Source organism: Enterobacter cloacae complex sp. 6730903 (genome assembly GCF_048283985.1).
Lineage (GTDB): Bacteria > Pseudomonadota > Gammaproteobacteria > Enterobacterales > Enterobacteriaceae > Enterobacter > Enterobacter hormaechei_C.
In genome coordinates this window covers 1-18,227 of the sequence record NZ_JBLVXX010000052.1, presented here as the reverse complement: position 1 = coordinate 18,227, position 18,227 = coordinate 1, and the positions used below count along the sequence as shown (strand labels likewise).

The following is an 18,227-nucleotide window of genomic DNA, read 5'->3' as shown; positions in this document are numbered from 1 at the left end:
TATGTTAAAGCGATATTTTGCGCCGTTGTTACTGGCATCACTGGTAATGTCCGGATGCCAGTCATCGCCTGAAGGAAAATTCACGCCAGAGCAAATTGCGGCCATGAAATCCTACGGCTTTAACGAACTGAATGGCGACTGGTCTCTGGGGCTGTCGGATAAGATCCTGTTTGATAAAAATGACGCCAGGCTGCGCCCGGAAAGTGAAACGCAGATCCAGACTATGGCCTCACGCCTGGCGGCAACCGGTCTGAACCATGCCCGGATGGACGGCCATACGGATAACTATGGCGAAGAGAGCTACAACGAAGCGCTTTCGTTAAAACGCGCCAATGTTGTGGCGGATGCCTGGGCGAAGGGCGCGAACATCCCGCGCAGCAATCTCACTACGCGGGGCTTAGGCAAAAAATACCCTGTCAGCAGCAACCGCACTGCGCAGGGGCGCGCTGAAAACCGCCGGGTTGCGGTAGTCATCAGCACGCCTTAAGGCTATTTAACAGATGTCCCGGCGAGCGACACACCTGAACCCGCTCGCCAGCGCAGCCAGTCAATCACAATAAAGACCGCCAGACTGACGCCCATTACCGGCAACGCCAGCCCCAGCAGGATGCTTATCATGAACGTCACTCCCCTTCCCCACAGCGGCAATGCCAGCCAGCTTTGACAGAGCGTTTGTACCGGGTTCGCGGCTGACGTTGCAGGGCGACGCATCCACCACATCCGGTATCCCCAGATAATCAACACACACAGCGCAACGCCAAACGCGATGAGCAGCAGCTGATTTGCCAGACCAAACAGGATCCCCATATGGAAATCCACGCCCCAGCGGGTGAGTTTAGCCATCAGCGGGAAATCCCCGAAGCGAGTACTGTCCAGCACCTCCAGTGAGTGGGGATCCACGGCAACGGCATCAACCTGCGTCGGCCAGCGGCGATCGATTTCCGTCACTGTCCAGGCCTGGTCGTCCCTGCTTGCCGGGCGGATCTCAACCTTTTTCGCATCAATCACTGACCGGCGGGCAGCCTGCAATACGTTGTCAAAAAGCGACAGCTCGACTGGCATTTCAGGCATCGTCATTCCGCCGTGATGACCACGATGTTCGGCATGTTCATCCCTCATTTCCGGCGCACCGGAAAGAGTGGTGTTTACCTGCGGCGTCAGCCAGTTCATCTCTGCACGCAGCTTATCGACGTTGCCACCGGCCCATTGTGACCAGGTTAATCCGGTAGCTGAGAACAGCAGCATTCCGGCCAGTAATGTCCAGCCCAGAATTACATGCAGGCGACGACGATTCTGGAAACGATTGTTAATACGGCGCTTCGGTCGGGTGTAGAACCACAGCGCGATCCCGCCCAGGGCAGCAACCCACATCCACGAGGCGGCTAACTCGCTATAGAGGCGCCCGAGGTTGCCCAGCATCAGCGAGGTATGCAGATAATCGATAGTCTGACGCAGCGGTAAAATCCCGCTGGTGCCGTACACGGTCATATCCCCTCGAACCTCAAGGCTGGCGGGATCAATAAAAATAGCCCGATGCTCGGAGGGACCCAGCGCGGGGTCGGCAAACATCACGCGGGTCGTCTCGCCCTCTTCCAGCCCCGGACGAACGGCATGTAAACGCAGCGCTGAACCCACGGCGTTTTCCGCCACGGCAATTTGTTCAGCAAGAGGCTGCGCCTCACCCACGGCATCCGTGTGGAGTGCGTTACGGTACAGCGCATTTTCAAGCTGCGGCGTGGCGACGTACAGCGTTCCGGTCAGCGCTGCGAAGAAGATAAACGGACCGACAAACAGCCCAATATAGAAATGGAGGCGACGCAGCAGGTTTCCCCATGCCGCGCGCGGAGTGCAGGTAGTCATACTTTTCCTTTTTAAGGCAAAAAGTGAGTGATTTTGTTTTAAAGGGAGAAAGCAGACCGACGCGGCGGCGCGCGGGTATCGGGGTAAAGCCAGGGGAAAAAGTGCCAGTGGCTGACCGCCTGACGAGGCGGCTTCACGCGCAGCCGCTGCAACACCACGCTGAGCAGAACGATAAGCGCCAGCATCACGCCCGGAACATGCGCTAACAGCACGCAGTAGCCGCACGCCTCCGCATGGTCAACTGGCATAGAATGCGGCATATCACCATGATGCTCGTCCATCGACATCATGCTCATGTCATGGTGCATGCCCGGCATGGCGCTCATGGGATCTTTTTGCAGCGAGACGGAGATCAGCGGCGCCACGACGATCAGCAGGATCGCAAACAGCGCGGTCAATGCCGCTGCGCGTTTCCAGTTATGCTGATGCAGTACGTTATCCACTTACCCTCCACCCAAGAGGCGAACATTGTAAATGATTTATGACGGAAGGGTTAACGCGAGAGGTGCGATGGGATAAAAAAAGGGCCAGCCTTTCGGCCAGCCCTTTCTAACAGGATGTCGCTTAAGCGAATCTTAGTTCAGACGCTCTTTAATACGAGCAGACTTACCAGTACGCTCACGCAGGTAGTACAGTTTAGCTTTACGTACAGCACCACGACGTTTAACAGCAATGCTGTCAACTACCGGAGAGTGAGTCTGGAAGACACGCTCAACGCCTTCGCCGTTGGAAATTTTACGAACAGTGAATGCAGAGTGCAGACCGCGGTTACGAATAGCGATAACCACGCCCTCGAATGCCTGCAGACGTTTTTTGGAACCTTCAACAACCCATACTTTCACTTCCACGGTGTCACCTGGACGGAAGGAAGGTACGTCCTGCTTCATCTGCTCTTGTTCAAGTTGCTTAATGATGTTGCTCATAATTTAATCTCTTATCCTGGGTAAACTGATATTCGGGAGCGTATTACGCTTTCCCATCATGTTCATGCTGCTGGTGCGCGTGTTCAGTTTTGAACTCGGCCAGCAACTTTGCTTGCTCTTCAGTCAGAGCCAGGTTTTCCAGAAGTTCAGGTCTTCTAAGCCAGGTTCGGCCCAGCGACTGCTTCAAACGCCAGCGACGTATCTCGGCATGGTTTCCAGACAGTAACACTGCCGGGACCTCCATCCCTTCTAACACTTCAGGACGAGTATAGTGTGGACAATCCAGCAATCCATCGGCAAAGGAATCTTCCGTTGCCGAAGCTTCATGGCCCAGAACCCCCGGAATAAACCGGGCGACGGAGTCAATCAGCGTCATTGCCGGTAACTCACCACCGCTGAGAACGTAATCGCCGATAGACCATTCTTCGTCAATCTCGGTTTGAATTACGCGCTCATCTATCCCTTCGTAGCGACCACAGACCAGAATCAGCTTTTGATTCGTCGCCAGTTCGCTCACGCCCGCTTGATCAAGCTTGCGTCCCTGAGGTGACAGATAAATCACCTTCGCGCCTTCACCTGCCGCGGCTTTTGCTGTGTGAATGGCGTCCCGTAAGGGTTGCACCATCATCAACATCCCCGGCCCGCCGCCGTAAGGACGATCGTCCACGGTACGGTGCCGGTCGTGCGTGAAGTCACGAGGACTCCAGCTCTGGATGCTCAGCAGGCCATTCTTTACTGCCCGGCCAGTTACCCCGTAATCGGTAATCGCGCGGAACATTTCAGGAAACAGGCTAATTATGCCAATCCACATAGCGCCGTCTTTTACCGTTTATCCGGAGAATTTAAAAACCAGGATCCCAATCTACTTCAATGGTTTGAGTAGTGAGATCGACTTTCTTGATAACCTGTCCATCGAGGAACGGAACCAACCGCTCCTTGATGCCAAATGCATCTTTCAGGTTTGCCTTAATGACGAGAACGTCATTTGACCCGGTTTCCATCATGTCGATGACTTTTCCGAGGCTGTAGCCTTCAGTGGTCACTACCTGGCAACCCATAAGGTCTTTCCAGTAGTAGTCACCCTCTTCCAGCTGTGGCAACTGCGACGAATCCACGACAATTTCACAATTAGTCAGCGCATTCGCGGCATCACGATCGTCAATGCCTTTCAGCTTGATGATGATGTCCTGATTGTGGTGACGCCAGCTTTCCAGCTCGACCTCTTCCCACTTACCGGCTTTCTGGATAAACCAGGGCTGGTAATTAAAAATGCTATCAGCGTCTTCAGTGGAGGAAAACACTCTGAGCCAACCACGGATACCGTAGCAAGAACCCATTTTTCCCAATACGATCGGTTCAACAGGTGCTTTATTGCTCATCATGACCACCGTGACAGATTAAGCTGCTTTGTTTGCTGCTTTGATCAGCGTAGCAACGCGATCGGAAACAGTAGCGCCCTGGCCAACCCAGTGAGCGATACGATCCAGATCCAGACGGGTTTCTTCTTCTGCGCCAGCGGCCAGTGGGTTGAAGAAACCAACGCGCTCGATGAAGCGACCGTTGCGTGCATTACGGCTGTCAGTCACAACAACCTGGTAGAACGGACGCTTTTTAGCGCCGTGACGAGCTAAACGAATAGTTACCATAACATCCTCTTGTGTGAATAAAACAACCGGGCCCCATCGAGGAACGGAGCCCGGGTGTCATATTAAAAGCCCGAAAATTTTACTCATTTTCGGGCAAAAAGCAATCTCAAAAGCGATTAACGCCCAGGAAAACCGGGAGGCATCATGCCTTTCATGCCGCGCATCATCTTCGCCATGCCGCCTTTCTTCATTTTCTTCATCATGCGCTGCATGTCGTCGAACTGTTTCAGAAGGCGGTTAACGTCCTGCACCTGCATGCCGCAACCGGCTGCGATACGGCGTTTACGGGAACCTTTGATGATTTCTGGCTTCGCGCGCTCTTTCAGCGTCATCGAGTTGATGATGGCCTCCATACGAACCAGCACTTTGTCATCCATCTGGGATTTGACGTTGTCCGGGATCTGGCCCATGCCTGGCAGTTTGCCCATCAGGCTTGCCATGCCGCCCATGTTTTTCATCTGACGCAGCTGCTCAAGGAAGTCGGTCAGATCGAAACCGTCGCCCTTTTTCAGCTTGCTGGCGAGTTTTTCCGCCTGCGCGCGGTCAACCTTGCTTTCAATATCTTCGATCAGCGACAGCACGTCGCCCATGCCGAGGATACGGGAGGCAATACGATCCGGATGGAACGGCTCCAGCGCTTCGGTTTTCTCGCCCACGCCGAGGAACTTGATTGGCTTACCGGTGATATGACGAATAGAGAGCGCCGCACCGCCGCGGGCATCGCCGTCGACTTTGGTCAGCACCACGCCGGTTAACGGCAGGGCTTCGTTAAACGCTTTTGCGGTGTTCGCCGCATCCTGACCGGTCATGGCGTCAACAACAAACAGGGTCTCTACCGGATTGATAGAGGCATGCACCTGCTTGATTTCGTCCATCATCGCTTCGTCAACGTGCAGACGACCGGCGGTATCCACCAGCAGCACGTCGTAGAATTTCAGCTTCGCCTCTTTCAGCGCCGCGTTAACGATATCGACAGGCTTCTGCGCCACGTCGGACGGGAAGAAGTCTACGCCAACCTGCTCGGCCAGCGTTTCCAGCTGTTTGATCGCCGCTGGGCGATACACGTCCGCCGACACCACCAGCACCTTTTTCTTGTGCTTTTCGCGCAGGAATTTCCCCAGCTTACCAACGCTGGTGGTTTTACCCGCACCTTGCAGACCCGCCATCAGTACGACGGCCGGCGGCTGAGCCGCCAGGTTAAGCACCTGGTTCTCTTCACCCATCGCCGAAACCAGTTCGTTACGGACGATTTTGACGAACTCCTGACCCGGAGTCAGGCTCTTGTTCACTTCATGGCCAACCGCTTTCTCTTTCACGCGGTTGATAAAATCACGTACGACCGGCAACGCGACGTCTGCTTCCAGCAGCGCCATGCGCACTTCGCGCAGCGTTTCCTTGATGTTCTCTTCGGTGAGGCGTCCACGGCCGCTGATGTTGCGCAGCGTGCGCGACAAACGATCGGTTAAATTATCAAACATTGTCTCTCGCCTGGGGTAGAAACGTTAGGTCGCCTGGGCGACACATACACAGAATTTTGCCGGAGTATAACATGAAGGCGCCTTTGTTGTTATGCAACGGTTGGAGCAGGCGTCACGTAACGTTATACTGCTTCTCTTTCTTATTAAGACAACTGTCGACGCCTATATGCCTGTTTTCGCACTGATCGCCCTTGTTGCCTACTCTGTCAGCCTCGCGCTGATCATTCCTGGCCTGCTGCAAAAAAACAGCGGCTGGCGGCGCATGGCTATTCTTTCGGCAGTGATCGCACTGATTAGCCACGCGTTTGCGCTGGAATCACGCATCATTCCCGGCGACGGCAGCGTGCAAAATCTGAGCGTACTGAACGTCGGCTCGCTGGTCAGCCTGATGATCTGTACGGTCATGACCATTGTCGCGTCTAAAAACCGTGGCTGGCTGCTGCTGCCGATAGTCTACGCCTTTGCGCTGATCAACCTGGCGTTAGCCACGTTCATGCCCAATGAGTTTATTACTCACCTGGAAGCCACGCCGGGGATGCTGGTGCATATTGGCCTGTCGCTGTTCTCCTACGCGACGCTGATCATCGCCGCCCTTTACGCCATGCAACTCGCCTGGATTGACTACCAGCTGAAAAATAAAAAGCTGGCGTTTAACCACGAAATGCCGCCGCTGATGGTGATTGAGCGTAAGATGTTCCACATCACCCAGGTCGGTGTGGTTCTGCTGACGCTGACGCTGTGCACGGGCTTGTTTTATATGAAGAACCTGTTCAGCGTGGAGAATATCGATAAAGCGGTCCTCTCCATCATCGCGTGGTTTGTCTATATTGTCCTGTTATGGGGCCATTATCATGAAGGCTGGCGCGGTCGTCGCGTGGTCTGGTTCAACGTAGCGGGTGCGGGCATTCTCACGCTTGCCTATTTTGGTAGCCGCTTCATACAGCAATTTGCTGGCTAAGTAACAAAAGGAGTTCCCCCTGGAACACATCTCTACCACCACGCTGATCGTCATTCTGGTCATCATGGTGGTCATCTCCGCTTATTTCTCTGGCTCTGAAACCGGCATGATGACGCTGAACCGCTACCGGTTACGTCATCGCGCCAAGCAGGGTAACCGTGCCGCGCGTCGTGTCGAAAAGCTTCTGCGTAAGCCGGACCGGCTGATTAGCCTGGTGCTTATCGGTAACAACCTGGTCAATATTCTCGCTTCTGCGTTGGGCACCATCGTCGGGATGCGTCTGTACGGCAACGCAGGCGTGGCGATTGCCACAGGTGTGCTCACGTTTGTGGTGCTGGTGTTTGCGGAAGTGCTGCCCAAAACCATCGCCGCTCTTTACCCGGAAAAAGTCGCCTACCCGAGCAGCTTCCTGTTAGCACCGCTGCTTATTCTGATGATGCCGCTGGTCTGGCTGCTGAATATGGTGACACGGGTGCTGATGCGCATGGTGGGTATAAAGGCAGACGTCACCATTAGTAGCGCGCTCAGCAAAGACGAACTGCGTACCATCGTGAATGAATCCCGCTCGCAGATCTCCCGCCGCAATCAGGACATGCTCCTGTCGGTGCTGGATCTGGAAAAGGTCAGCGTTGACGACATCATGGTGCCGCGCAATGAAATCGTCGGGATTGATATCAACGACGACTGGAAGGCCATTGTCCGCCAGCTGACACACTCCCCGCACGGGCGTATCGTCCTCTATCGCGATTCCCTCGACGATGCCATCAGCATGCTGCGCGTGCGCGAGGCCTATCGTCTGATGACTGAGAAAAACGAGTTCACCAAAGAGGTAATGCTGCGCGCCGCCGACGAAATTTACTACGTGCCGGAAGGCACCCCACTCAGCACGCAGCTGGTGAAGTTCCAGCGAAACAAGAAGAAAGTCGGCCTGGTGGTGGATGAATACGGCGACATACAGGGGCTGGTGACGGTCGAAGATATTCTGGAAGAGATTGTCGGGGACTTTACCACGTCAATGTCGCCTTCCCTTGCCGAAGAAGTCACCCCGCAAAACGACGGGTCAGTGCTTATCGACGGCAGCGCCAACATTCGTGAAATCAATAAAGCGTTCAACTGGCATTTGCCGGAAGACGAAGCGCGGACGATGAACGGAATGATCCTGGAAGCGCTGGAAGAGATCCCGGCGGCAGGCACGCGCGTGCGCATTGAACAGTATGATATTGATATTCTGGACGTTCAGGACAACATGATTAAGCAGGTGAAGGTCCTGCCCGTTAAACCTTTACGCGAAAGTATCGCCGAGTAATGTTGTAGGCCGGGTGAGGCGAAGCCGCCACCCGGCACTACGGGTCGGCAAATTACGCTTTCGCTTTCGCCACGGTCACCATCGCAGCGCGAATAGTACGACCGTTCAGGGTATACCCTTTCTGCATCACGCCCAGCACGTTACCCGCGGCAACGTCTTCGGATTCCACCATCGCAATGGCCTGGTGAACGTTTGGATCCAGCGGTACATCCGTATCGGCAATCACTTCAACACCGAACTTACGCACCACATCCAGCATGGATTTCAGCGTCAGCTCAATGCCTTCAATCATCGCCGCGTTATCCGGGTTAGCTTTATCCGCCACTTCCAGCGCGCGATCCAGGCTGTCGATCACCGGAAGCAGTTCGTTGACGAATTTCTCCAGCGCAAATTTGTGCGCCTTTTCAACGTCCAGCTCGGTACGACGGCGCAGGTTTTCCATTTCCGCTTTGATACGCAGTACGCCATCGCGTTCGCGATTCTGCGCTTCTACCAACTGAGCTTCCAGGTTGGCAATTTTTTCATCGCGCGGGTCCACCTGCTCAGCAGACGTGTCTGGCTCTACTGCCTCAACTTCATCGTGCTGTTCCGTGATAATTTCTTCAGGGGCTTGCCCCTCAGGCGTTTTCTGTTCTTTACTACTCATGAATTTCTCCGCGTTTTTGTGCATTCATCTCGCTAACTTCGCTTATTATGGGGATCAGTTTCCTGGATTCAAGGGAACAAGGCAGATTGTCATCATTCATCAGGCACAAGGACCTCCAGAAAATGAATAATCATTTCAGGTGTATTGGGATCGTCGGCCATCCGCGTCACCCTACCGCATTGACGACACATGAAATGTTGTATCGCTGGCTGTGTGGTAAAGGCTATGAAGTGATGGTCGAGCAGCAGATCGCCCAGGAGTTGCAGCTTAAAAGCGTCAGAACCGGCACGCTGGCGGAAATTGGCCAGCAGGCGGATCTCGCCGTGGTGGTCGGTGGCGACGGCAATATGCTGGGCGCGGCGCGAACGCTGGCTCGCTATGATATTAAGGTTATTGGTATTAACCGTGGCAATCTCGGTTTCCTGACCGACCTCGACCCGGACAATGCGCAGCAGCAGCTGGCGGACGTGCTGGAAGGCCACTATATCAGTGAAAAACGGTTTTTACTGGAAGCCCAGGTGTGTCAGCAGGACTGCCAGAAGCGCATCAGCACCGCCATTAACGAGGTGGTTCTCCATCCCGGTAAAGTGGCGCACATGATCGAGTTCGAAGTCTATATCGACGAAATCTTCGCTTTCTCGCAGCGTTCTGACGGGCTGATTATTTCAACCCCGACGGGGTCAACTGCCTACTCGCTTTCAGCCGGAGGCCCAATCCTGACGCCATCGCTGGATGCCATTACCCTGGTGCCGATGTTCCCGCATACGCTCTCGGCGCGTCCGCTGGTGATCAACGGCGACAGCACCATCCGCCTGCGTTTTTCCCATCGCCGTAACGACCTGGAGATCAGCTGCGACAGTCAGATTGCGCTCCCCATTCAGGAAGGTGAAGATGTCCTCATTCGCCGCTGCGATTACCATCTGAACCTGATTCACCCGAAAGATTACAGCTATTTCAAAACATTAAGCTCCAAGCTCGGCTGGTCAAAAAAATTGTTCTGATTTTGCATCCAGCACTTTACTGTATATAAAACCAGTTTATACTGTATACAAACACAGTTATGGTTTTTCATACAGGAAAACAATTATGCTGGCACAACTGACCATCAGCAACTTTGCCATTGTTCGTGAGCTTGAGATCGACTTCCATAGCGGAATGACGGCGATTACCGGAGAAACCGGTGCAGGTAAATCCATTGCCATTGATGCCCTCGGCTTGTGCCTCGGCGGTCGTGCTGAGGGGGATATGGTGCGCACAGGCGCCGCCCGTGCCGATCTCTGCGCCCGCTTCTCGTTGAAAGACACACCTGCCGCCCTGCGCTGGCTGGAAGCGAACCAGCTCGAAGACGGACGTGAGTGTTTACTTCGCCGCGTCATCAGCAGCGATGGCCGCTCCCGCGGTTTTATCAATGGTACAGCGGTTCCCCTTTCCCAGCTTCGCGAGCTGGGCCAGCTGCTCATCCAGATCCATGGTCAGCATGCGCACCAGCAGTTAATCAAACCCGAACAACAGAAAGCCCTGCTTGATGGCTACGCAGGTGAGTACGCGCTTACTCAACTCATGGCGGAGCACTATCGTCAGTGGCATCAAAGCTGCCGCGAACTTGCGCAGCATCAGCAGCAAAGCCAGGAGCGTACCGCGCGCGCCGAGCTGCTGGAATATCAGCTGAAAGAGCTGAACGAATTTAACCCGCAGGCGGGTGAATTTGAGCAAATCGACGAAGAGTACAAGCGTCTGGCCAACAGCGGTCAGCTGCTTTCCACCAGCCAGACTGCCCTTAATATGCTGGCGGATGGCGAAGACGTGAATTTGCAGAGCCAGCTGTATAACGTGCGTCAGCTTGTGACCGAACTGACCGGCATGGACAATAAGCTTTCTGGCGTACTGGAAATGCTGGAAGAGGCCGCGATTCAGATTTCAGAAGCCGGGGATGAACTGCGCCACTACTGTGAACGTCTGGATCTCGACCCGAACCGTCTGTTCGAACTTGAGCAACGCATCTCCCGTCAGATTTCACTGGCGCGTAAGCATCACGTAACCCCGGAAGAGCTGCCGAATTACTATCAGTCTCTGCTGGAGGAACAGCAGCAGCTGGACGATCAGGCCGATTCCCTTGAAACCTTGTCTCTGGCGGTTAATCTGCATCATCAGCAGGCGCTGGAAACGGCGAAACGGCTGCATGACGTGCGGCAACACTATGCGCTGGAGCTTAGCCAGCACATTACCGACAGCATGCATACGCTGGCGATGCCGCATGGGGTGTTCACCATAGATGTTCGCTTTGAAGAGAATCACCTGACGGCGGAAGGCGCAGATCGCGTAGAATTCCGCGTCACCACCAACCCGGGCCAGCCTTTGCAGGCGATTTCGAAAGTGGCTTCCGGCGGTGAACTGTCGCGTATCGCCCTGGCCATTCAGGTGATTACCGCCCGTAAAATGGAAACCCCGGCGTTGATTTTCGATGAAGTGGATGTGGGTATCAGCGGCCCGACCGCGGCCGTTGTCGGCAAACTGCTGCGTCAGTTAGGTGAATCGACGCAGGTCATGTGTGTGACTCACCTGCCGCAGGTCGCCGGATGTGGTCATCACCACTTTATCGTCAGCAAGGAAACCGATGGCGAAATGACGGAAACGCACATGAAGCCGCTGGATAAACGCTCACGCTTGCAGGAGCTGGCACGCCTGCTCGGCGGCAGTGAAGTCACCCGCAATACGCTTGCGAATGCGAAAGAACTGCTGGCGGCATAAACTTTTTCGGGATCTCAGGGTCATACAGAACAACAAAAACGCCGCCAGACCGGTTTCAAAGTGGGGCAAGGTCTATTATCATCGGCATATTACATATGAGCCGCGTACTGCTCGGGCCCGAAAAGGAATCAAATCACTATGCGCTGTAAAACGCTGACCGCTGCCGCAGCGGTTCTTCTGATGTTGACCGCAGGCTGTTCCACTCTGGAGAAAGTGGTTTACCGTCCTGACATCAACCAGGGGAACTACCTTACCCCTAACGATGTGTCCAAAATCCGCGTGGGTATGACACAACAGCAGGTCGCTTATGCCCTGGGAACTCCGATGATGTCCGATCCGTTCGGCACAAACACCTGGTTCTATGTATTCCGCCAGCAGCCTGGTCATGAAGATGTGACCCAGCAAACCCTGACGCTGACCTTCAGCAGTGCCGGCGTGCTGACCAACATCGACAACAAGCCTGCCCTGACCAAATAATCAGGCGTCAGCAACGCAAAAAGGTGCTCAATGAGCACCTTTTTTGTGTACGTTTATTTGGCTACTTACCGGATTTCTCTGCTCTCTGACGGCGCAGCTCTTTCGGGTCGGCAATCAGCGGACGATAGATTTCAACCCTGTCGCCCTCTTTCAGCACATCACCGAGCTTAACCGGACGGCTATAAATGCCGACTTTATTCTTCGCCAGGTCAATATCACGGCGAAGTTCAAGGATGCCTGAGGCCCGGATAGCCGCCTCAACGGTGGCGCCCTCTTCAAGCGTCACGCGCTGCAAATACTGCTTCTCCGGCAGCGCATACACCACCTCAACAGCAATCTTATGCGACACTGTAAACCTCTTTGGCGCGCGTGGTGAACGCCTGAACCATATTCGAGGCCAGCTCTTTAAAAATACGGCCAAACGCCAGTTCGATCAGCTTATTGGTAAATTCAAAATCCAGATGAAACTCAATGCGGCAGGCGTCAGCGCTCAGTGGCGTAAACTTCCACCCTCCCATCAGTTTTTTAAACGGACCATCCACCAGATGCATCAAAATACTCTGATTGCTCGTCAGGGTATTGCGCGTGGTGAACGTTTTGCTGATCCCCGCTTTGGAGACATCCACGGCCGCAGTCATCTGCGTCGGGCCGGATTCCAGCACCCGGCTACCGGTGCATCCCGGAATAAATTCCGGATAGGACTGAACGTCGTTCACTAACTGATACATTTGTTCCGCGCTGTAGGGAACAAGCGCGGTACGGCTAATCTGAGGCATAGCATTTTCCATGGTCACACAACAGACAAATAATAACATTTATCACCTGTTAAAAAAACGCTAAGCCTTATCTCGTGCTAAGATAGCGCGTTAGACCTCACAGGACGCAATGAGGTGACTTTTTAAAATCAGATTACCGACGGCTTTACGACACTTATGACGAAGAAAAAAGCACATAAACCTGGTTCGGCGACCATTGCGCTTAACAAGCGTGCTCGCCACGAGTATTTCATCGAAGAAGAATTCGAGGCCGGCCTTGCGTTGCAGGGCTGGGAAGTAAAATCGCTGCGTGCCGGGAAAGCCAACATCGGCGACAGCTACGTGATCCTGAAAGACGGTGAGGCCTTCCTGTTCGGCGCGAACTTTACGCCGCTGACCGTCGCCTCTTCACATTACGTCTGCGATCCTACCCGCACCCGGAAGCTGCTGCTGAACAAGCGCGAACTGGAATCCCTCTACGGACGCATCAACCGCGAAGGCTTCACCGTGGTGGCGCTCTCTTTGTACTGGAAAAACGCCTGGTGCAAAGTGAAAATCGGCGTGGCGAAAGGTAAGAAACAGCACGACAAGCGTACTGACCTGAAAGCACGCGAGTGGCAGCTCGACAAAGCACGTATCATGAAAAACGCAGGACGTTGATTCTGCGCACTTATTGTACTATTCAATAAGTTAGCGTTTCAGGCTGGTGTCGAGGAAGTAAAATCTGGTATACTGAGTTCAACACTATTGGGGCTGATTCTGGATTCGACGGGATTTGCGAAACCCAAGGTGCATGCCGAGGGGCGGTTTGCCTCGTTAAAAGCCGCAAAAAAATAGTCGCAAACGACGAAAACTACGCTTTAGCAGCTTAATAACCTGCTAAGAGCCCTCTCTCCCTAGCTTCCGCTCTTAAGACGGGGATCAAAGAGAGGTCAAACCCAAAAGAGATCGCGTGGAAACCCTGCCTGGGGTTGAAGCGTTAAAACTAATCAGGCTAGTTCGTTAGTGGCGTGTTTGTCCGCAGCTGGCGTGCGAATGTAAAGACAAACTAAGCATGTAGTACCGAGGATGTAGAAATTTCGGACGCGGGTTCAACTCCCGCCAGCTCCACCACTTTTTAGTTGTTTGAAGTACAATGAAGTCTACTAAGCCCGCATAGCATAAGCTCTGCGGGCTTTTTTACGTCTATTGTCGTCCAGTGAGAATTGCTGAGAACTATCACATATGGCACCCTGAATGGGACCCACTAAGAAGGGTCCAAAAAACGAGGGTCCCAAAATGGCAAAAATCGCTAAGAAGCTCACTGACACTGAAATCAAAAGCACCAAGCCAGCCGACAAAGAAATCAACTTGTTTGACGGAGATGGTTTGATACTACGAATCGCTCCCCTCTCGAAAGGAGGAAAGAAGAATTGGTATTTCAGGTATGCAGTGCCAGTGAGTAAAAAAAGAACCAAAATGAGCCTTGGGACCTATCCTCACCTTACACTGGCAAGAGCCAGAGCCTTACGAGATGAATACCTTTCCTTGCTTGCTAATGGCATTGATCCCCAAGTTCATAACAACGATAAAGCTAATGCCTTAAAGAATGCTACTGAACACACTCTCCAAGCCGTGGCAAGGAAATGGTTGGATGAGAAGGTAAAGACCTCTGGTATCTCACAAGACCATGCAGAAGACATCTGGCGAAGCTTGGAGAGAAATATATTTCCCGGCTTGGGTAAGGTTCCTATCAATGAGATCCGACCCAAACTCTTAAAGCAACATCTCGACCCTATTGAACAACGAGGAGTCCTCGAAACCTTACGGCGAATCATTTCCCGATTAAATGAAATTTTTCGCTGGGCCGCGACTGAAGAACTTATCGAGTTCAATCCGGCTGACAACCTTGGGCAACGGTTCAGTAAGCCTAAAAAACAGAATATGCCAGCATTACCCCCTTCCGAGTTACCCCGCTTCCTAATGGTGTTAAACAATGCCTCAGTTCGTATGGAGACAAGATTGCTGATTGAATGGCAATTGCTGACCTGGGTTCGTCCAGGGGAAGCCGTTCGTGCGAGATGGGCCGATATAGATACTGACAACTCGATGTGGAACATCCCGGCTGAGTTTATGAAAATGAAGAAGCCTCACAAAGTTCCACTAAGCAAAGAAGCTTTGCGAGTCTTGGATTCAATGAAAGCCATCAGTGGGCACAGAGAGTGGGTTTTCCCCAGTATCAAAGCTCCACTCAATCATATGCATGAACAAACAGCGAATGCGGCCATAATCCGTATGGGCTTTGGTGGAGAGCTTGTAGCCCATGGAATGAGATCTATTGCACGAACGGCCTCAGAGGAGTCGGGTAAGTTCAGGACAGATGTCTTAGAAGCGGCCCTTGCTCACTCGAAGAAAGATGAAATAATTGCCGCATATAATCGCGCAGATTATCTTGCAGAACGAGTGGTTCTCATGCAGTGGTGGAGTGACTATGTTCAGGCTCAAAAGCTAAAAGCGATTGCGGCCTAAATCGCCCCACTATAAGCATCCCGGCACGCCGATATACATTTGATCTAAATCATATTTTTATTCTTATTAAAGAGCTTTCCATTGATTCTTAGAGTTATGTAGCCATAAAGAGATGAGAACTGGAGGCGACAAGTTCCACTTATGGGAACATTGTATTGACATTCAGAATCACCACACTTATTCTGGTTCCCAAATGGAGAACATCAATGCGACTAATCGGCAAGCAAAGGCTTCAAGTGCTAAGTGGTACTAACCCTGAAACGGATGTTTGGCTTTCCGCTTGGGTTGCAGAGCTCACTAACGCTTACTGGAAAGATGCTAAGGGAGTTTTAGATGCTTTCCCCAGAGCACAGCAGATTGATAATTTGTGCTATGTGTTCTTTGTTCGAGGCATTAAATCGCAGGGCATAAAAGTAACATTTCAGTTTGAAAGGAGCATTGCGGTGATTAACCAGGTGGTATCTAAATGAGTAAACTTACTGAAGTTCGGGTTATTCGAACTGAAGAACAATATCATGCGGCCCTTTCAGAAGTTGAGAGATTACTCAGATTGGATCTTCCTGCAGGATCTGAAGAATCAGAACGTCTTGATTTACTTACAGTTGTTATTGAAAATTATGAAAATGCTAACTATCCAGTAACACCGGTAGATCCAATCGAGGCAATCAAATTCCGAATGGACGAACAGGGCTTACGCCAAGCGGATCTCACCCCATATTTTGGAACAAAAAGTCGTGTATCAGAGGTGTTATCGGGAAAACGTCCTTTAACCGTCGCTATGATCAAAGCCTTATCAATAGGTTTAGGTATGTCTCCTCAAACATTATTGGGCTTAGAAACAGAAACTGGATATGCAAATCGTTCTCCAGTTGAGGAGGTTAATTGGTCAAAATTTCCTATAAAAGAAATGCTTTCCAAAGGTTGGATAGAAAACATTGTCTCGCAAACAAAAACGACTACAGAAGAAAAAGTCAAAAATTTCATTGAGGGTTTGGGTGCGAATTTTTCTACAGCAGCCTTCAAGCGAACACTTAACGGAGAGTCTTACTCACCTACAACTGTTTATAAATTACATGCATGGATTGCAAGAGTAGTCCAGAAAGCCAGGGAAAAAAAACTCGCAACTAAATTTAAGCAAGATTGCATAACTAAAGATTTTTTAAAAGAGATCGCACATTTAAGTTGGTCCGAATATGGACCTCTATTAGCGGTGGAGTTCTTAGAAAAAAATGGGATTTGTGTGATCATTGAACCTTGTCTGACTGGTACTGCTGTTGATGGGGCTGCTCTGAGGGATATTGACGGTAGACCAATTATTGCACTCACTTTAAGACAAGATCGTTTGGATAATTTCTGGTTTACACTTTTACATGAGTTAGTCCATATCTGGAAACATGCAGATTCTACTAACACATTTATCGATGACATTGAAACACTCAAGAATAGTACAGACAAAATGGAAGCAGAGGCTAATCGAATAGCCAGAGATACTCTCATTCCTCGCGTCATTTGGAAACGGAGTTCAGCTTACTTAAATCCCAGCACATTCACGATAGATGAGCTTTCAAGAGAATTAAGAATTCATCCTGCAATAATCGCAGGAAGAATTAGAAGAGAAACTGGAAAATACAATCAATTTTCTGATTTAGTTGGTCAAGGTGAAGTAAGAAAGCATTTCCCTAATCATATTTGGTAGACGAGGTGTCTATATGTACCCTAAATATATGCCGATTTTAAAAGCTAAGAAAGGTGAGTTAGATGCCATTAAGTCTATGCTTCCTTATCCCCACGTTATGAGGGACATGCTTCCGATTTTTGAAATCCCATATCTGTCGAAAAAGCAGAGAACAAATAAAAAATACTCTAACATAGGTAATCCAGTTGAGTTTTTTCTAAACAATACAATTAAAACATTGTCCGAAAGGATGCAAAATCTCCCCATGGGGATTGATATAAGCAGATGGCCTCCAAACTCTTCTCTTGAAACAGGAGAGCATATTTTGAGTCATCTCACCAGTGCCTTAAGAAATGCTGGGTGCAATATCATTCCTGTCGTCGGTTATGATCGATGGGAAGATGATGAGTATGCAACTACTTTGCAACAATTAGGTACAAGCTATACTGACTTTGTAATTCGGTTAAACTCCTTTGCTTTTGAAGATATGATCGAAGAGGAACCGTTTATTGAAACAATAGAAGGCATTTTAACTTCCTTGGGTGCAATGCCAGAAAATTGCTCGGTAATGATAGATTTAGAAGATATAACTAAAACATCCATAGTTGACCTAAATGAAACAGTGCAGAGAGCACTGGATTCATTATACAAGTATGATTTTAAATTTATTTCAATTGCAGGAAGTTCAATAACAAGTGATATTAATGGAATGGTTCCTACCCACAATTCAGAAGGTATAGTTATCCGTAAAGAAGCTAAGGTATGGAAAGCATTCAAAAAATTCCAACCTGATTTAAATTTAGTATTTGGAGATTATGGTATCGTTAATCCCTCTATCGGAGATGACATCATTGCACCCGATGCTAACGGTAAGATTAGATATACTATAGACGATAGCCTTTTCGTTGTAAGAGGGTATTCTCGTGCTACCGGTAAAAAGGGAGCACAAATGCAAGATTTGTGTAAGATACTGGTTTCATCCCCCCATTATAAAGGTGAGAAATTTAGCTGGGGTGATAAAAAGATTTATGAATGTGCCAATGAAGAATTTGTTGGTAATACTACGAATTGGGTATCAATAGACACGACACATCATGTAACTCATATAGTTGCAGAAGTTAGAGAATTTGAATTGATTCTTCAACATCAAAGAGACTATCAAAAACAAAACTAACTACAAAGCAAATTTCCATTCATAATTAATTCACTGAAGTAATTTTAGCAGTCAAAACTTCAGTGAATTAATT

21 protein-coding genes and 1 other RNA gene are annotated in these 18,227 nt (G+C 50.8%); 12 read left to right on the top strand and 10 right to left on the bottom strand.

Annotation, left to right across the window (positions count from 1 at the left end; genetic code table 11):
• The first annotated feature begins 1 nt into the window (after position 1).
• On the top strand, positions 2-487 hold the full coding sequence (locus ACNQ0W_RS21515; RefSeq protein WP_047052209.1) for an OmpA family protein: 486 nt from the start codon (positions 2-4) through the stop codon (positions 485-487).
• 2 nt (positions 488-489) lie between these two features.
• Here the strand turns inward: ACNQ0W_RS21515 and ACNQ0W_RS21510 are convergent, their stop codons facing one another.
• The 7 genes from ACNQ0W_RS21510 to ffh form a co-directional block, all read right to left on the bottom strand.
• Positions 490-1,860, bottom strand: a complete 1,371-nt coding sequence (locus ACNQ0W_RS21510; protein ID WP_062933583.1) for a PepSY-associated TM helix domain-containing protein — start codon at positions 1,858-1,860, stop codon at positions 490-492.
• A gap of 38 nt (positions 1,861-1,898) precedes the next feature.
• On the bottom strand, positions 1,899-2,303 hold the full coding sequence (locus ACNQ0W_RS21505; protein WP_047052212.1) for a DUF2946 domain-containing protein: 405 nt from the start codon (positions 2,301-2,303) through the stop codon (positions 1,899-1,901).
• Positions 2,304-2,435: 132 nt separating this feature from the next.
• Positions 2,436-2,783: a 50S ribosomal protein L19 gene (gene rplS, locus ACNQ0W_RS21500; RefSeq protein WP_002914145.1), complete on the bottom strand. Its 348-nt coding sequence runs from the start codon at positions 2,781-2,783 to the stop codon at positions 2,436-2,438.
• Positions 2,784-2,826: 43 nt separating this feature from the next.
• Positions 2,827-3,594: a tRNA (guanosine(37)-N1)-methyltransferase TrmD gene (gene trmD / locus ACNQ0W_RS21495; RefSeq protein ID WP_003863138.1), complete on the bottom strand. Its 768-nt coding sequence runs from the start codon at positions 3,592-3,594 to the stop codon at positions 2,827-2,829.
• Positions 3,595-3,625: 31 nt separating this feature from the next.
• Entirely contained in the window at positions 3,626-4,165 is a 540-nt protein-coding gene (rimM, locus tag ACNQ0W_RS21490) for a ribosome maturation factor RimM (protein WP_015571575.1), read from the bottom strand.
• A gap of 15 nt (positions 4,166-4,180) precedes the next feature.
• Positions 4,181-4,429: a 30S ribosomal protein S16 gene (gene rpsP, locus ACNQ0W_RS21485; protein ID WP_003863133.1), complete on the bottom strand. Its 249-nt coding sequence runs from the start codon at positions 4,427-4,429 to the stop codon at positions 4,181-4,183.
• Between the two features lie 116 nt (positions 4,430-4,545).
• On the bottom strand, positions 4,546-5,907 hold the full coding sequence (gene ffh, locus ACNQ0W_RS21480; protein WP_003863132.1) for a signal recognition particle protein: 1,362 nt from the start codon (positions 5,905-5,907) through the stop codon (positions 4,546-4,548).
• 166 nt (positions 5,908-6,073) lie between these two features.
• Here ffh and ACNQ0W_RS21475 point away from each other — a divergent pair, with 166 nt between their 5' ends.
• Both ACNQ0W_RS21475 and ACNQ0W_RS21470 read left to right on the top strand, forming a co-directional pair.
• A complete protein-coding gene (locus ACNQ0W_RS21475) occupies positions 6,074-6,865 on the top strand; it encodes a cytochrome C assembly family protein (RefSeq protein WP_014832951.1) in 792 nt (263 codons plus the stop codon).
• Between the two features lie 19 nt (positions 6,866-6,884).
• Positions 6,885-8,171 (top strand): HlyC/CorC family transporter, encoded by a 1,287-nt coding sequence (locus ACNQ0W_RS21470; protein WP_026094274.1) that lies wholly within the window; start codon positions 6,885-6,887, stop codon positions 8,169-8,171.
• A gap of 52 nt (positions 8,172-8,223) precedes the next feature.
• Here ACNQ0W_RS21470 and grpE read toward each other — a convergent pair whose 3' ends face one another.
• On the bottom strand, positions 8,224-8,817 hold the full coding sequence (gene grpE / locus ACNQ0W_RS21465) for a nucleotide exchange factor GrpE (protein WP_003863126.1): 594 nt from the start codon (positions 8,815-8,817) through the stop codon (positions 8,224-8,226).
• A 122-nt stretch (positions 8,818-8,939) separates the two neighbouring features.
• On the opposite strand from grpE, the gene nadK reads away from it, so the two are divergent.
• The 3 genes from nadK to bamE all read left to right on the top strand — a co-directional run bounded on the left by nadK (position 8,940) and on the right by bamE (position 12,042).
• The gene (gene nadK, locus ACNQ0W_RS21460) at positions 8,940-9,818 is read left to right on the top strand and encodes an NAD(+) kinase (protein WP_062933582.1); all 879 of its coding nucleotides are present in this window, start codon (positions 8,940-8,942) and stop codon (positions 9,816-9,818) included.
• 85 nt (positions 9,819-9,903) lie between these two features.
• On the top strand, positions 9,904-11,565 hold the full coding sequence (recN, locus tag ACNQ0W_RS21455) for a DNA repair protein RecN (RefSeq protein WP_015571579.1): 1,662 nt from the start codon (positions 9,904-9,906) through the stop codon (positions 11,563-11,565).
• A 138-nt stretch (positions 11,566-11,703) separates the two neighbouring features.
• Positions 11,704-12,042 (top strand): outer membrane protein assembly factor BamE, encoded by a 339-nt coding sequence (bamE, locus tag ACNQ0W_RS21450; protein ID WP_003863121.1) that lies wholly within the window; start codon positions 11,704-11,706, stop codon positions 12,040-12,042.
• A gap of 61 nt (positions 12,043-12,103) precedes the next feature.
• On the opposite strand, the gene ACNQ0W_RS21445 is transcribed toward bamE, so the two are convergent.
• Positions 12,104-12,391: an RnfH family protein gene (locus ACNQ0W_RS21445; protein ID WP_003863119.1), complete on the bottom strand. Its 288-nt coding sequence runs from the start codon at positions 12,389-12,391 to the stop codon at positions 12,104-12,106.
• Positions 12,381-12,818, bottom strand: coding sequence for a type II toxin-antitoxin system RatA family toxin (locus ACNQ0W_RS21440; RefSeq protein WP_003863117.1), 438 nt, complete (start codon positions 12,816-12,818; stop codon positions 12,381-12,383). The genes ACNQ0W_RS21445 and ACNQ0W_RS21440 overlap by 11 nt, the downstream gene beginning before the upstream one ends.
• Before the next feature lie 156 nt (positions 12,819-12,974).
• Between ACNQ0W_RS21440 and smpB the strand changes: the two genes are divergently transcribed.
• From smpB to ACNQ0W_RS21410, 6 genes are all read left to right on the top strand, one after another.
• Positions 12,975-13,457: an SsrA-binding protein SmpB gene (gene smpB / locus ACNQ0W_RS21435; RefSeq protein ID WP_003863115.1), complete on the top strand. Its 483-nt coding sequence runs from the start codon at positions 12,975-12,977 to the stop codon at positions 13,455-13,457.
• 89 nt (positions 13,458-13,546) lie between these two features.
• Positions 13,547-13,910: a transfer-messenger RNA gene (gene ssrA / locus ACNQ0W_RS21430) on the top strand.
• A gap of 165 nt (positions 13,911-14,075) precedes the next feature.
• Entirely contained in the window at positions 14,076-15,305 is a 1,230-nt protein-coding gene (locus tag ACNQ0W_RS21425; protein WP_173674250.1) for an integrase domain-containing protein, read from the top strand.
• 206 nt (positions 15,306-15,511) lie between these two features.
• Positions 15,512-15,775 carry a type II toxin-antitoxin system HigB family toxin gene (locus ACNQ0W_RS21420; protein WP_023339494.1) on the top strand — a complete coding sequence of 88 codons (264 nt, stop codon included), beginning with the start codon at positions 15,512-15,514 and terminating at the stop codon, positions 15,773-15,775.
• Positions 15,772-17,001, top strand: coding sequence for an ImmA/IrrE family metallo-endopeptidase (locus ACNQ0W_RS21415; protein ID WP_098028016.1), 1,230 nt, complete (start codon positions 15,772-15,774; stop codon positions 16,999-17,001). Before ACNQ0W_RS21420 ends, ACNQ0W_RS21415 begins: the two co-directional genes overlap by 4 nt.
• A gap of 13 nt (positions 17,002-17,014) precedes the next feature.
• Positions 17,015-18,154 carry a beta family protein gene (locus ACNQ0W_RS21410; RefSeq protein WP_116330044.1) on the top strand — a complete coding sequence of 380 codons (1,140 nt, stop codon included), beginning with the start codon at positions 17,015-17,017 and terminating at the stop codon, positions 18,152-18,154.
• The last annotated feature ends 73 nt before the right edge of the window (positions 18,155-18,227 follow it).

Bases quoted from the DNA above. Each gene is read 5' to 3' on its own strand.
- smpB (WP_003863115.1), top strand. From the start codon at position 12,975: ATGACGAAGAAAAAAGCACATAAACCTGGTTCGGCGACCATTGCGCTT.
- ACNQ0W_RS21475 (WP_014832951.1), top strand. From the start codon at position 6,074: ATGCCTGTTTTCGCACTGATCGCCCTTGTTGCCTACTCTGTCAGCCTC.
- ffh (WP_003863132.1), bottom strand. From the start codon at position 5,907: ATGTTTGATAATTTAACCGATCGTTTGTCGCGCACGCTGCGCAACATC.
- ACNQ0W_RS21415 (WP_098028016.1), top strand. From the start codon at position 15,772: ATGAGTAAACTTACTGAAGTTCGGGTTATTCGAACTGAAGAACAATAT.
- trmD (WP_003863138.1), bottom strand. From the start codon at position 3,594: ATGTGGATTGGCATAATTAGCCTGTTTCCTGAAATGTTCCGCGCGATT.
- nadK (WP_062933582.1), top strand. From the start codon at position 8,940: ATGAATAATCATTTCAGGTGTATTGGGATCGTCGGCCATCCGCGTCAC.
- rimM (WP_015571575.1), bottom strand. From the start codon at position 4,165: ATGATGAGCAATAAAGCACCTGTTGAACCGATCGTATTGGGAAAAATG.
- ACNQ0W_RS21425 (WP_173674250.1), top strand. From the start codon at position 14,076: ATGGCAAAAATCGCTAAGAAGCTCACTGACACTGAAATCAAAAGCACC.
- rpsP (WP_003863133.1), bottom strand. From the start codon at position 4,429: ATGGTAACTATTCGTTTAGCTCGTCACGGCGCTAAAAAGCGTCCGTTC.
- ACNQ0W_RS21410 (WP_116330044.1), top strand. From the start codon at position 17,015: ATGTACCCTAAATATATGCCGATTTTAAAAGCTAAGAAAGGTGAGTTA.
- rplS (WP_002914145.1), bottom strand. From the start codon at position 2,783: ATGAGCAACATCATTAAGCAACTTGAACAAGAGCAGATGAAGCAGGAC.
- recN (WP_015571579.1), top strand. From the start codon at position 9,904: ATGCTGGCACAACTGACCATCAGCAACTTTGCCATTGTTCGTGAGCTT.
- grpE (WP_003863126.1), bottom strand. From the start codon at position 8,817: ATGAGTAGTAAAGAACAGAAAACGCCTGAGGGGCAAGCCCCTGAAGAA.
- ACNQ0W_RS21420 (WP_023339494.1), top strand. From the start codon at position 15,512: ATGCGACTAATCGGCAAGCAAAGGCTTCAAGTGCTAAGTGGTACTAAC.
- ACNQ0W_RS21510 (WP_062933583.1), bottom strand. From the start codon at position 1,860: ATGACTACCTGCACTCCGCGCGCGGCATGGGGAAACCTGCTGCGTCGC.
- bamE (WP_003863121.1), top strand. From the start codon at position 11,704: ATGCGCTGTAAAACGCTGACCGCTGCCGCAGCGGTTCTTCTGATGTTG.
- ACNQ0W_RS21440 (WP_003863117.1), bottom strand. From the start codon at position 12,818: ATGCCTCAGATTAGCCGTACCGCGCTTGTTCCCTACAGCGCGGAACAA.
- ACNQ0W_RS21515 (WP_047052209.1), top strand. From the start codon at position 2: ATGTTAAAGCGATATTTTGCGCCGTTGTTACTGGCATCACTGGTAATG.